Source organism: Lentimicrobiaceae bacterium, assembly GCA_020636745.1.
Lineage (GTDB): Bacteria > Bacteroidota > Bacteroidia > Bacteroidales > Lentimicrobiaceae > Lentimicrobium.
In genome coordinates, this window is the sequence record JACJXH010000004.1 from 220201 (window position 1) to 234443 (window position 14243).

Below are 14243 nucleotides of genomic sequence, written 5' to 3' on the forward strand. Positions count from 1 at the left end.
ATGCCCGGAATGAATGATTCCGGGCATTGTTGTTTTTATCAGGCAGCATTCATTCATCTGATGCAAATCCAATACAGCTGCTCATTATTTACGCTTTTGCGACAGAAACCAATCATACAATTCAGGGTTGTTGTATGTTTCAGTCCAGCTATCATGGTTAGCCAACGGATAAATGGTAAACCGGGCTTCGTTGCCACAAGCTTTCAAATCCTTTATCATTCTGGCTGTTTCATTGATGAGCACCACATCGTCAGCCGCACCATGAAACGCCCATATGGGCATATTTTTGAGCTCGCAGGCCCTTTCATTATAATTCCGGTTTACCCTACCGCAAACGGGGGCAATGGCGGCAAAATAATCGGGGTGAGCCATAGCCAAATCCCAGGTGGCCCAGCCTCCCATACTCAAACCGGTAACATAAACCCTGGTTTCATCAATACGATACCGCGAAGCAATATGTTTGATAAGAGCAAACAATGTTTCAGTATCCCAGTCAGTCCTGTCGGGACATTGTGGCGAAAGCACCACAAACGGAAATTTCCTGCCTTCATTGATAAGTCTGGGAGGCCCGTGCACTTTAACCTTCTCGAGGTCGGAGCCCCGCTCGCCCGAACCATGCAGAAAAACCAGCAAGGGCCATTGCTTTCCGGGTTCCTCATCAAATCCGTCAGGCAAATAAAGCAGGTATTCTGATGACACCGTTTTGATTACATTCCCCTGGAAAGAGCCTTCGCTTTGAACAAGAGACTGAGCACCTGCCGAACCAGCGCCCAACAATAACAAACACAGCAACAATTTCAGATTTTTCATTCTTGTAAATTTTAAAACCAGACAAAAAAAATACTTAGTACTTTAATCGTAAAACTGCCACGAAACCCCAAAATGAATACCACGATCAGGCATTGGATAACCAGGCACCTGTATGTAATTGTAACCCATCAGGCCACTATTTACATGTTTGGCAATCAAATACATGCGAGCGCGTTTTACCCTTACGTTCACGAAGGCATCCATATAAGGATAATCGCCTGTTTCGGTCTGACGCTGAAGGTAATATGAACGTAAAGCCGGCATATAAGCATCGCCATAAAAGGCCGAATTATACATAACTGACAGGCCGGTTTGTAAATGAAGGGCCCTTTTAAACAACACAACTGTATGGTATACCGACAGCCGGCCAGCGAGCTCAGGCAAATGAATCACATCTTCATCAGAAGCATTCTGCCAAACAGCAAAGGCATTCAAATCAAAGCTTCCCAATTTAAAAGCAGCCTGCCCCCACGCCTGACTTACACTTATGTTACCGTCTGCACGTGCAGGTTTAGCTTCCTCATTCAAATAAACCCATCCGCCCAGGTTATAAAAGTTAAAACCTGCCTTCAGGTTATGCCGCTCATACATGGCTTTTCCACTTACAATGGTTTGCTGGCCAAATGAATTTTCCCATCTGAAATGATTGGAATAATGGAACTGGTAAAGAAAATCGGGTTGCAGTGCATTGACTTCAAGCCCTGCGGAGATATTTCCCCAGGATGTAGAATTGTCATACGCCGGAAAAGTAAGCTTTCCGCTTAAGCCCTTGTCACCATTGAACGGCGCGCCCTGACTCAACCACACATAGCCTTCGGCACGGGCATACCCAAAAGCATTGGCTGCCAGATAGGCATAAGGCGTTAATCTGCTGTATTTTTTCGAAATAGTATCGTTGCGGTAAACACTGAAAGCATGCTCAATGCCGGCTCGCAATACAATAGCCTTGTCAGACCCGCGGGCTTTTCCTATGCCGCCTTCAAAAGCAAAATCGTTCACAAATTCATGATAGTACAATGAATCATAAGTACTTACTGAATCAGCAAAAATATCAGTATAAAAACCGGAAGCAGGATCTCCATCGGTGTATAAGAGCGAATTACGGGTATAGGTAAAGGTATGGCGAAAGAAATTGCTCCTTTGCGGATTGTACAGATGGCGCATTGTATCAGCTACAGCCCTGAATCTCAGGGTATCTTTTTCAATTGTATCGGTTCTCATGGCAAACGGGTTGCGCCCCAGATAATAAAACTGCCTGATAAACACTCCACTTTCTTTCACCTGGTTATCGGCATCGCTCAGGTTAATTCCAATTCGCTGCCTGTCAGTTTCAATGTTATCCGTAAAGAGGCTGTCGTAAGTAATTCCGCCATTTTCGCGCCATTTAAAACGACTGTTGCGATAGTTGGCCAGCACCACATACCTTTCGTTATCACTCACAAACTGCCCCTGAACAGCTACCGAAGCGTTGTCGGACTTTTGCCGGTTATAAATCCCTATCGAGTTAACAATGCGCAAATCAATACCCAGGGTAATACCCCGTGAAATATTCTGGGCATGTGTAACATTAAAAAGCTGCTCTTTGCCTTTACCGAAAGTATAAAAGATTTTGGTATAAGGTGTGCGCAACCGATAATAGGGAATATTCTGGTTGCTCAGCAAATAGAGACCATACACCGATGGCGCAAAGCGGAACCCGCTGCCGGCAGAAGGATTAAATATCAATGATTTGTAAGCCAGGCCTGTATTCCCGTTGACAGCGTTCAGCAAATCGGCCGATTCGGTAGGAATATAAAATTCATTGCCGGTAAGAAGGGTATCGGACAAGCGCACAATTTTCTCGCCCGGAAATCTCTGATGAAGTGTTACGGCATACACCGAAGCTGAATCAGGCGAAAGCACAAAACTGGATGCTTCTTTATTGCCCTGTGCATGAGCCAGCCCGAAAGAAGCCAGTAGAAACAGAAGAAGTAATGTTGAGTTTAACCGCATTTGACAGATGCTGAAGTAATGTGCAAAGATAGGATTTAATAGATTTGACTGCCATGTAATTGAGGAAGAGAAAAAGGGAATAAATCATAATGACAGCCGGAAAACACCTGCAGCGCCATAGAAGAGCAACAAATAAAATATAAAACCGGTCTTGCTTTCCTGATGCACTTATTTAACTTTTGTTTTAATAAGACACCGAAACCGAGACCGGCAATAGGCTGAATGCCCGAAAAAATAAGTAATAACCTGAATATTAAATCTTTACAAACCGACCTTCCAGCAAAGCATCGGCTTTACGCAAACGAATGAAATATATTCCGGGTTGTAAATGACTTACATTAAGTGAATGACCAATGGTACCTGAGAGTTGCAACACTACCTGCCCGGTAGTATTACAAATCACAACCGAATCATAAAAATCAGCAGGCATTCCTTTGAATGAGAGTTCATCCTTAACGGGATTTGGATAGCACATTACGCCTGTTTTTACAGGATTTTCATCAACAGCGGCCGAGCCTGGCTCAAACAACCACAAGAAGGCTTCGGTAAATGCACCACGCCAGAGCGCTTCGTTGTGCTGTCCGCCTTCAATCACTTTATTGAAAATCTCTTCCTGTCTGAATCCTGCTTTTATCAATGAATCGTTCATATGAAGCATATCGGGAACAACACCTTCGCCTTCGTCAGTTCCACAAAGCTGATACAGTCGCATATCATATTGTTTGCCGGCTGTTTGGGTAAAAGCCCACACGCTATCGCTAAACCAGTAGGATGGCGAAAAAATTCCGGCTTTGCTAAACACTTGCTGATAACTAAGCGCCCCAAAATGAGATATCAGGCCACCGAGTGAGCTACCCATAATGGCAGTATTATCACGGTCAGGCAAGGTGCGGTAATTGGCATCTATATATGGTTTAAGCGTTTCAACAATAAACTGCATATATTTCTCACCTTCTCCTCCGCCGTAATCAGCATTTACCCAGGGAGTATACTCTTCAATACGTGAAAGGCCTCCATTATCAATACCAACAACAATGGGCACTTTGTGACCCTGCGCTGCCAACGCGTTGAGCGCTTCGTCCACTTCCCACTCACCGGCAAAAGAGGTCATGGCATCAAACAAATTCTGCCCATCATGCATATACATTACCGGATAGTTTATCCCTGAAGTTTCATAATCGGGCGGAAAGTAAAGCCAGATACGGCGATTGCGGTTAAATTGAGGCATCGCAAAATTCTCATCCATCACCTCCACATTTTCAGCCGCTGTTGATACCGCACCTCCGGTATGATCAGCCCAGTTTTGAATGGTAACACGAACTGTATCAACACTTCCGAAAGTAAAAGTGCGGTTTATAATTTCTTGTCCATTTTCACCTTTCTCAACAGTTTCCCATGAACCACGTGTAAACTTGTATTCAACAACCGTTCCGGCAGGTTGTGCAGCCAGTGTAATAGCCAGCTTGCCTTGACTGTTGCGCGAAAGAACATATGCAGGATTTCCGGGATTCCATTCGTTAATACTGCCTGCCAGGTAAACAAATTCACCATGAGGCGTATAGGTTGGAAAACTCTCCACAATAACAGTAACCTGAGCCATTGACGACAGGCCCAGCAATGCAACCATTGCTAAAACAGAAAAAATAGATTTACGAAAGTTCATCATTGATATGTAATTTTTGACGTGCAATGTTAGGGATTTTTGCTGAAACCATTGTGATGATTGGCATATAAAAAACATTACACACAAAAACCAATCCCCGAAGGAAGTCAAATCGGCCGCCATTCTGATGGATGACAGATGCCGTTTGAAGGCATTTAAATAGCTGCAAAACAAGGGAACTATCCCTCGCAGCTCAAATAAAAAACTCCGGGAAACACACGATTTTCCGGAGTTGTAACAACGTCAGGCCCCCAAAAACAGCCCGATGATCAAGCTTTTTCTATCAGGAAAACTTACCATTATTGTAAGTATTGTACACTTTCTTGCCGGCATAAGCAGCGCCCAACCCAATGAGGATTGCAACACCACTGCCCACAGGAGCAGTTCCACCTTCATCGCCGGGCGCCTGATTGCCTGTAGCGCCATGTCCGCCATCGGGCGGAGCCGGAGGAACGCTCTGACCATAAATTGAACAATGCAACATCATCAACATCATCAATACAAGAAGCAGTTTTACCTTTTGAACTATATTTTTCATATCCTCAATTTTTTAATTTCATAAAATAATTAAACCCGATTACCTGACAACCACTTTGTGGCTTGAAAGCTGTGAACCGGTATTTACGGCAACAATATAAATTCCACTATGCAGCGAACCAGTGTTTATAGAAGTAAGCGTTTCGGCGGCAGCCTTCCCCTGAAGCACAAGCTGACCGGTAAGACTATAAACCTTGACCTGTGCCGGGCTTTTTTGCTGCAAAGCAATACAAATTTGCCCGTGAGCGGAGTATACAAAAGGCAAAGCTGCTGCACCAGGTTCATCAACACCTACACTACTGAATTTCAACACAAAACGATTGGCATCATCAGCCGGAGTAGCATAAAATGTATATGCCTGCTGTGCAGTCAGATTCAACTGACTTCCGGCAATTTTATCTTCCAGAAAAACAGTCTGATTTTGCCAATCACCTGTTAAAGCCTGAACAGCAATCTGATAATTACCTTCCTCAGGAATGTATAAACCAATCGGGAAGTTAAGCTCACCGCCTGTTGAAGGCACGGTATTTACCGAAGTCTGTACCCTGTCGGCAGTATATGCGTACACTTGCGGTATGGCCGGATTGTAAGAAAACATTTTCACGGCATCAAATCTATCACGTTCAAATTCACTTTCATCGGAGAGCCTGATAACTGCTTCATCATAATTAGCCTCTCTGCTAAGCCTTACAACCATCTGACTTGCAAAACCGGTATTTTTATAGAAAGAACCTCCATGTGCCCGCATGGCATTGGTAAAAGTAAACGGCTGATTATTCTGATCCTGTTTGGCCAGCACAAAAAATCCCTGACTGCAACCGATATAGGCATTTTCAAGGGCACCATCAATGGCTTCATAACCTTCGCCTCCTGCCTTGCCGGGATTATAAGCGTAAGCAAAATTATCCTGAAATTGCCCACGGTTAGCCAGGTGCCAGTCAATGCCTGACGGATAAGGATTTCCCATCAGGTTGGCGCCCTTGTAGTTACCTGTAGCACTATATTTCAGATTAAAAGTTATATTGCCGTTGTTAAGCCCTCCTGTAAAACTCTTGGTATCGGGCAAGGCATAAGCCACCAGATATCCGCTGCCCGGAATAAAAGCAGTAAGGTTATTAGCCGTAACTTTCTGATTGAGCCACATTTCAGAAGGTTCATCCCAGGCGTAAAAGTCATAGCTTGTTCCTGTGGGTATAAAGTTGTCCGCAATCGCCTGATTGGCAACCGGAGAAGCCAGTAAATGCCAGTTATTGGTTGTGCCGGGAATAACACAATGAGCCGTAGCCTGCACATTATTGACAGCATGTATGAATGAAGCACCACTTTCTAAAACCAAACCTGCAGATCCTGCGTTATTGGTAAGGGAACCGTTGATATTTGCCCGACATGAGGAACCGACTGTCAATGACATACCACTAGGAATAACCAGTGTTGTTCCCTCAGCCGTTACCAACTCAGAGGCCACTACAGTATTCAGGCCAAGCGTTTTACTGCCTGAACCGGAAAGTATCAGGCTGTGATACTGACCAATGCTTGTTGCGGTGGCTCCACCTGTTAACACGGCCAGGGTTTGGTTACCCGCTTTCGAATATTCCACTTCGCCGTTAAACCAAACTTCATTCATGGCAATGTTGGGAGATGTCCCTGCCAGAATCAATTTACCGTTAACAATCAATGCACCGCCATAACTAGAAGAAGTCCTTCTAAAAACAGCATTAGAGCTACCCGAAACCAATGATTCTATGATTGCCCCAATGCTGATGGTTACATCGCCTGTTCCAGTAGTGCCATTATCCACACTGATACTGTTTTCACCAACATATAGTTTACCCGAACTTATCAGCCAGGATGAAGCCTTAAGGCTGGTTTCCATGGTAGCAGTTTGCCCGCTGTTAAATGCTATTTCAATGGCAAAAGTTGTCGTTGACGCAGTATTGGTAGCCGCCCATTCACCAGAAACAAGAATGCTTCTGCTATTGCCAATAAATTTAATCCGGCCTCCACTGCCTTCGGTAATAACTATAGGCTTACTGGGAATAGATGAACTTATGGAAATTTCAAATTGTGCAGTTGAATTAACATCCGTGTTGACATTACTAAAATAACAACTAAGCTTACCACTTATTTCCAATGTATTGGATGCCAGAGCGACCTGCGCATCATCGCCGGTTGTAGCTGAGGTTGTCCCTGTGCTGATAAAAAGGCTTTTGCAACTTCCGTTAGCTGTAAGCGTGGCAACATGCCCCGACTGGACATAAACATCATTATCAGGCCCGGGAACCACTGTTGCAGCTACCCACTTATCCCCATCCCAAACCTGCCAGTTGTCAATAACATTCCAGTTAACGGCAGCAGCTGCCGTACGATAATCGCCCGAAGTATTACCTCTGGCAAATACAGAAACAAATAAAGTCATGGCCATTGCCAGAAATACCGGCAGGCCCTTCCATTGCATTTTGAATTTCATAAATTTAAATTTAATATGAACTGATATCATCATTGAGTATAATCTTTGGTAACAAGTAAAAATCAACGAATGCCGCAACACGGGTTGCAACGAGCTATCCTATTCGATTCATTCAAATTGCCTTATAGTGCGGGAAGAGAATATAGCTGTGTAATTTTCTGTTATTCAATTATATTTGTATGCCAATTCATTATCAATTGCATCAAATAATAAAATATTTACATTTAATTAAGCATAAAATTACACGATTTCAATCAAGGCAACATTCAATACAATGTCAAAGATAATAACTTCCATTTAACCAATCAACATCTATAATATTTTTTTTATGTTAAATTATCCTGCAAAAATCAGCTTTATACTGCATCATATCATTTTCACATTTAGCATAAGACATTGTAAAGGCCTAATTTTGCACTCAAAATAACTAATTAATGAAAAAGCCTGTTTCAATTTTATCAGAGTTACGCACTTATCTCATCATTACCTTTGGACTATTCATGATGGCATTGGGCTGGACCGGGTTTCTTATACCCAACCAGATACTCGGCGGAGGGGTAAGCGGCATTTCCACACTTATTTACTGGTCAACCGGGCTGCCGGTAGGTGTATCGGTTTTGGTTATCAACGCCATTTTGCTGTTGATGGCGGTCAGGGTGCTGGGCGTTGGATTCGGCATTAAAACCGTATATTCAGTGGTTGTTCTTTCAGGGCTATTTACGCTGCTGCAGCATTACATCAAAGACCCTTTTGTCACCGATAAATTCCTGGCCGCCATCGTTGGCTCATCCATGAGCGGAGCTGCCATGGGCATCATCTTTACACAGGGAGGCAGTACAGGCGGAACAGATATTGTTGCGCTGATGATAAACAAATATCACAATCTGAGTCCCGGAAAAATCATTCTTTACATAGATGTATTTATCATCTCCAGCTCACTGCTTATTTTCAGAAGCATAGAAACACTTGTTTACGGATTTGTGGTGATGGCTGTCGCCAGCTATGTTATTGACCTTATTATCACGGGTTCCAAACAATCGGTACAGATTTTTGTCTTTACCAGACATCCGCAGGTTATTGCCGACCGCATTGGCAAAGAAATGGGACGGGGAGTAACTTTTATCAAAGGCACAGGCTGGTACACCAAAACCGAAAATGACATATTGATGGTAATTGTACGAAAAATGGACTCAACGCAGGTGCTGAATATAGTAAAACAGGAAGATCCCACCGCGTTTCTTTCCCTCAATACAGTCATGGGCGTTTATGGAAAAGGGTTCGATACCATAAAATAACCAACCACTATCTGTTTAAATTAAAACAGGCATGCCACTGAAAATTAAATAAAAAAAAGACAGCACCCCAAAGGAAAAGGGTCCTCAGAACTAAAAGCCAAAAATTCCAAAACGCAGGCTTTTGCGAGGCTTGGCATTTAGCTGAGTTTCGCCAGAGAGCTTGGCCGATTGTATAATTTCGAAATACTTGCAATTCAACACCTTATCGGGCACAGATAAAACACTGACCACTTCACAAAAGGGAGTTCCCTGACGCAGGATATGGATGTATTTTTGCAGGATATGCTGATTGGCTTCGGCGTGTATCACCACCCCTGTTTGATGAGACAAATAGGCAATAGTTCCCCTGACACCCATCTCCTTCCCCTTTCTGAGAGCATAGAAACGAAACCCGGCATGCCGGGCTCCCACACTGATGACAATTTTTACAGCTTTTCTCATTTTGTTTCCTTTCTGCAGTCCAACCGCTTCGACAATGTTCCCCTTTCAGAAAAACCGATAAGTAAAGCCAGCTTCCCCTAACCAAGCCAGGCTATTGACATGAAATGTTATATGCAGCTATAAATGAAACCTTAAAAACAAGGCCAATTATCCGGAGTCATTTTTTATCCTCTGCAGGGGGTGTGAAATGGCGCGGATAAATATCCACGGGTCAGAGAGTAGGATAAGGACATGAAAAGAATAAACTTTGCCGGACAAGAACACAAAGATAGCAATTGAATAGCACAAAATCAATGGGTTAAAATACTGATTTTACAACAGTTTCAGCCAAACTGCACTTGCAAAGCAATAAACCAGCGATAAACGGGCAAAAAAACCATGAATCATTCAGGAGCAAACCCGATAAAAACAAGAGTTATGATTCTTAACCGATAGCCATCCATACATAGCTAACAGGGCAAATGAGCCTACATAATCAAATCAACCACTGAACTTACCGGCGCCTCGCAGGTATTGTTGCGACATTTAAAAATAAGATTCTGGCCTGATTTAAATCTGCCGCTGAAAACAGGCAGTGCTGATTGATTGTCAGCAGCAGCAATGATCACACCGGGATAATAGCGCCGGTTAATAAGCAGGGCATTTTTCAAAGCATCGGGCCCGCTGATAACCAATGAGGTATTTCCGGAAGCAAGAACCGCGGCCTGAGAAGCCCAACAGGCGTAAGCCGAAGGTTGCTGAAGCATGCGTTCCTGCATATTCACCATCATACGGACAGCCTTATCATGAAACGCCTGATTATCAAAATAATGAGCCAGAGCCAGTAAAACACCCGCCATCACAGCATTAGCCGAAGGTTCTACACCGTCAGTAGTTTCCATCATTCTTACAACAGGCGCTTCAGCATTGTTCAAACCTTCACCTGAAAACCAGTAAAGCGGAAGGCTGTTATCAGAGAACAACGCCTCGGCCTGCTCTACCAGTTGCCCTGCCCTGAAAAGCCATTTTTCATCAAAGGTAATCTGATACAAGGCAATAAAAGCATCAGCTGTAAAAGCATAATCATCAAGAAAACCATCGATAGCCGGACTTCCATGGTTATACGAGCGGAACAGCTTTTGCCCGTTAAGTGCAAGCTTTTCAAAAATAAATTCACCGGCTTTTACAGCTGCTTCCTGCCATATTGGATTGGCGCCGGCTTTCACAGCATCAACCAAACCCTTTACCATCATTGCATTCCACGAAGTCAGTATTTTGGTATCGGTAGCAGGGCGTTGACGTTGGTTACGCACTTTGAGCAAAGCAGATGACGACATAAGCACCAGTTGCCGGAGCTCTTCTTCTGAGAGGTGCTGCCTTGAAGCGAAAACAGCATCAGACAAAGGCCTGAGTGGTATACTCATCCCGTTCTCCCATTTACCTTCATTATCAATTCCCCAGTAATCAGCAATGAGCCCGGCATATTCAGGCAACACTTCTTCCATCTGCTTCCGGTTCCACAGATAAAACAAACCTTCCACGCCTTCACTATCGGCATCAACAGATGCATAAAACGCGCCCTGTTCAGCAGTAAGCTCGCGCAGAACAAAGTGAATGATACGTCCTGCAATATCCAGAAAAGACTTATCACCGGTAGCTTTGTAAGCATTGGCATACAGGCTGGTTAACTGTGCATTGTCATAGAGCATTTTTTCAAAATGAGGCACTTTCCATAAGGCATCGGTGCTATATCGGGCAAAGCCGCCTCCAATCTGATCAAAAATACCCCCCATAGCCATACGCAAAAGTGTGGTTTTTACCTGATGAATCGCTTCAGGTAAATGGCTGAGCCTGTGATAGTGCAATACAAACTGCCACACAACAGGCATGGGAAATTTGGGTGCACCAACCATTCCTCCCGTCTCAGTATCAAAACTAACAGAGAGCCTGTCATAAACTGATTTTAACAAGTCAGGTGAAAAAGGGCTTGTTTCCTGCGGCATTTCAACCAGACCTGCACCTGCAATTCCACGACAGAGGCGCTGAGCCTGACTCTCCAAATCAGCAAAACTATTTTGAAAAAAGCCATGAATTTGCTCAAGTAAATCAGACCATTGCTGAGGCCTGAAATATGTTCCGCCCCAAAATGGCCGTCCATCGGGAAGCGCAAAACAATTCAGCGGCCAGCCCCCGTTCCCATGCAACAGTTGCACTGCCGCCATGTACATCTGATCCACATCAGGACGTTCTTCACGGTCAACCTTAACACACACAAAATACCGGTTCATCAAATCAGCAATGGAGGGATTGCTGAAACTCTCATGTTCCATTACATGACACCAGTGACAAGCAGAATAGCCAATACTGATGAGCAAAGGCTTATTACCGGAGCGGGCAACCGCAAATGCTTCCTCGCCATAAGGAAACCAGTCAACCGGATTGTTGGCATGCTGAAGCAAATAAGGGCTTGATTCATTTATAAGTCGGTTAGGCATAGCTATCTGAAAAAGTTACGTTATCATAAACTGAAATACATCGGGAACAGGAACCAAAAGCTGACATTGCGCATGAATATTACCTATCAGCCTTTTCGTCCTCACCTACACTTCATGCTTGAAGTTGAAAACAAGTAAACAACACAAAAGGCTTTGTGTTTAAACAAAACAACAAGACTGGTTACAAAATTTAAAATCAGGCAATTACACTTTATCCAACCAATTACTCAGCATTTGGGCACCCCCAGGAGTCATAACCGATTCAGGATGAAACTGTACACCACAAATATCAAATTCGCGATGACGCAGGGCCATGATAACTCCCCGTCTATCGAAAGCAGTGGGCTGCAGACAGGCAGGCAGTGAGTTTGCATCAACAGCCCAGCTATGATAAAGACCTGCCTTAAAACCATGCTCCAAACCCTGAAACAAAACATCAATTGGTTCAGCAGGTTTAACATCAACAGCTTCGCCGTGCAGAATATCGCCCGGCTGATATAAGAAACCTCCAAAAGCCTCAGCAATAGCCTGCATACCAAGACAAACCCCGAGTATCCTTTTTTTGCCGGCATAATGCTTTATCAGCTTACTGGTTATGCCTGCTTCGGCAGGTAAACCCGGACCGGGCGAAATTACAAAAGCATCATATTCAGCGGCTTCATCCACCCCAATCCTGTCGTTCTGAATAACTGTCAAATGCTGGCTTCCGGCTTCATACAGCAATTGCCTGAGGTTGAAGGTAAACGAATCATAATTATCAAGAAGCAGTATTTTCATACAAAACAGGTTGATGAACCGATCAAGAATTGGGTTAAACGGCAATGTCAGATTCCGGACGTCGAAAAAAGAGCATACCGGCATGATGTAACGGGCTGCAAAGATAGCGTTCCTGTTTTTTGTAATTTCGCAGTTCAGTAAAAAACAGAAAAATGCAGTCAGCTTCTTCGGTATATGAAACAATGAACCACTACGGCGCCAAAGGAACTCCATTTCTGTTTATCATTGATTTTGACGAAATTTCCCCGATATTGCTTCCACTTTCGGAAGCCGGGAAAGCGGGCATTTTTTACAATATCAGAGGGATAAGCAACTCAACAAAAGAGATTAAAAGGCCTTTGCCCCCTGTTGAGTTTGAAAAATATCCGGTAAACTTCAGCACTTACTTAAAAGCTTTTAACCAGGCAATGGCCGGATTACAGTTCGGAAACTCTTACCTGCTTAACCTTACTTTTCAAACCCCCATCCGCATCAACCGCGGCCTCACCGACATTTATCATGAGAGCCATGCACCTTATAAACTTCTTTTCAGAGATGAATTTACCGTATTCTCACCTGAAAGTTTTGTACGCATGGAGGGAAACACCATCAGCAGTTTTCCGATGAAGGGCACAATAGATGCTTCGTTACCCGAGGCAGCCCGCCAATTGCTGTCAGATGCCAAAGAAATGGCAGAACACCACACAATTGTAGACCTGATTCGCAACGATTTGAGCATGATATCCCGGGAAGTAAGAGTCAGGCGTTTCAGATACCTGGAAGAAATACAAACCAACCAAAAACGACTTTTACAGGCAAGTTCTGAAATTTACGGGAAATTACCGCACAACTGGCAATCTGATATTGGCAGCCTCATGCAAGCCCTGCTGCCCGCTGGTTCCATTTCAGGAGCCCCCAAAAAGAAAACCGTTGAAATAATACATCAGGCCGAGACCGGCCATCGCGGATATTACACAGGAGTATTCGGTATATTTGACGGCAGCTGCCTCGATTCAGGCGTCATGATTCGCTATATTGAACAGCAAAATGGGCAAATTTACTTTCGCAGCGGCGGAGGTATTACCATAAACAGCAAAGCCGAAAGTGAATATCAGGAAATGATTGACAAAGTATATGTCCCTTTTGTTTGAAACAATTAGCATTCGCAACGGAGTTGCTGAAAATCTTGACTGGCATCAGCAAAGACTGGAAGCCTCATGGCAAAAACTAAGCGGGAAAAGAAGCTGCATTCTCCTGGCCAACGAGCTTTCCATCCCTGCCCATGCCATGACAGGACATTTCCGATGCAGGGTTGACTACAGTGAAAAAATCACGAAAACAGAGTTCAGCCCTTACCGGGTAAAGGAAATTAATCACCTGAAGCTGATTGATGACAATCAGATAGATTATTCGCTCAAATTCTCTGACAGAACCCGGTTAAATCATCTGTTCTCACTACGCCAAGGAGCCGACGACATTCTCATTGTCAAACATGGCAAAATTACCGAAACATCCTTTGCCAACATAATTTTCTGGGACGGAAAAGCATGGTTTACCCCGTCAACACCCTTGCTTGCCGGCACCTGCAGGGCACGAATGCTTGATCAGGGGTTGATCTCTGAAGCCGATATATCACCTGCCGATTTATCTCAGTTCACAGCCTTCAAACTAATCAATGCCCTTCGGTGTGCAGACGAAATCGCTGCAAGCAAAACAGAAAATATCAGCAAATAAAAAGCATTTATCAGGCCCTGGCCTCTTTACACCTTCACCCCTATTGCACGCACCCAAAAAAACACATACAATTT

The 14243-nt window shown here is 43.9% G+C and carries 11 protein-coding genes; 3 read left to right on the forward strand and 8 right to left on the reverse strand.

What is annotated here, in order from left to right; all coding sequences use genetic code 11:
- Nucleotides 1-84 precede the first annotated feature (84 nt).
- The 5 genes from H6541_08220 to H6541_08240 all read right to left on the reverse strand — a co-directional run bounded on the left by H6541_08220 (nucleotide 85) and on the right by H6541_08240 (nucleotide 7469).
- Nucleotides 85-810, reverse strand: coding sequence for a prolyl oligopeptidase family serine peptidase (locus H6541_08220; GenBank protein MCB9015764.1), 726 nt, complete (start codon nucleotides 808-810; stop codon nucleotides 85-87).
- A 42-nt stretch (nucleotides 811-852) separates the two neighbouring features.
- Entirely contained in the window at nucleotides 853-2802 is a 1950-nt protein-coding gene (locus tag H6541_08225) for a hypothetical protein (GenBank protein ID MCB9015765.1), read from the reverse strand.
- Between the two features lie 253 nt (nucleotides 2803-3055).
- A complete protein-coding gene (locus tag H6541_08230; GenBank protein ID MCB9015766.1) occupies nucleotides 3056-4468 on the reverse strand; it encodes a T9SS type A sorting domain-containing protein in 1413 nt (470 codons plus the stop codon).
- A gap of 280 nt (nucleotides 4469-4748) precedes the next feature.
- On the reverse strand, nucleotides 4749-5003 hold the full coding sequence (locus tag H6541_08235; GenBank protein MCB9015767.1) for a hypothetical protein: 255 nt from the start codon (nucleotides 5001-5003) through the stop codon (nucleotides 4749-4751).
- Nucleotides 5004-5042: 39 nt separating this feature from the next.
- Nucleotides 5043-7469: a T9SS type A sorting domain-containing protein gene (locus H6541_08240; GenBank protein MCB9015768.1), complete on the reverse strand. Its 2427-nt coding sequence runs from the start codon at nucleotides 7467-7469 to the stop codon at nucleotides 5043-5045.
- 434 nt (nucleotides 7470-7903) lie between these two features.
- Here H6541_08240 and H6541_08245 point away from each other — a divergent pair, with 434 nt between their 5' ends.
- Entirely contained in the window at nucleotides 7904-8764 is an 861-nt protein-coding gene (locus H6541_08245; GenBank protein ID MCB9015769.1) for a YitT family protein, read from the forward strand.
- Between the two features lie 90 nt (nucleotides 8765-8854).
- Here H6541_08245 and H6541_08250 read toward each other — a convergent pair whose 3' ends face one another.
- The 3 genes from H6541_08250 to H6541_08260 all read right to left on the reverse strand — a co-directional run bounded on the left by H6541_08250 (nucleotide 8855) and on the right by H6541_08260 (nucleotide 12456).
- Nucleotides 8855-9205 carry an acylphosphatase gene (locus H6541_08250; protein ID MCB9015770.1) on the reverse strand — a complete coding sequence of 117 codons (351 nt, stop codon included), beginning with the start codon at nucleotides 9203-9205 and terminating at the stop codon, nucleotides 8855-8857.
- A 467-nt stretch (nucleotides 9206-9672) separates the two neighbouring features.
- Nucleotides 9673-11679: a thioredoxin domain-containing protein gene (locus H6541_08255; protein MCB9015771.1), complete on the reverse strand. Its 2007-nt coding sequence runs from the start codon at nucleotides 11677-11679 to the stop codon at nucleotides 9673-9675.
- A gap of 204 nt (nucleotides 11680-11883) precedes the next feature.
- Nucleotides 11884-12456, reverse strand: coding sequence for an aminodeoxychorismate/anthranilate synthase component II (locus tag H6541_08260; GenBank protein ID MCB9015772.1), 573 nt, complete (start codon nucleotides 12454-12456; stop codon nucleotides 11884-11886).
- 152 nt (nucleotides 12457-12608) lie between these two features.
- Between H6541_08260 and H6541_08265 the strand changes: the two genes are divergently transcribed.
- The gene (locus H6541_08265) at nucleotides 12609-13586 is read left to right on the forward strand and encodes an aminodeoxychorismate synthase component I (GenBank protein ID MCB9015773.1); all 978 of its coding nucleotides are present in this window, start codon (nucleotides 12609-12611) and stop codon (nucleotides 13584-13586) included.
- Nucleotides 13579-14169: an aminotransferase class IV gene (locus H6541_08270; protein ID MCB9015774.1), complete on the forward strand. Its 591-nt coding sequence runs from the start codon at nucleotides 13579-13581 to the stop codon at nucleotides 14167-14169. Before H6541_08265 ends, H6541_08270 begins: the two co-directional genes overlap by 8 nt.
- Nucleotides 14170-14243: the final 74 nt, after the last annotated feature.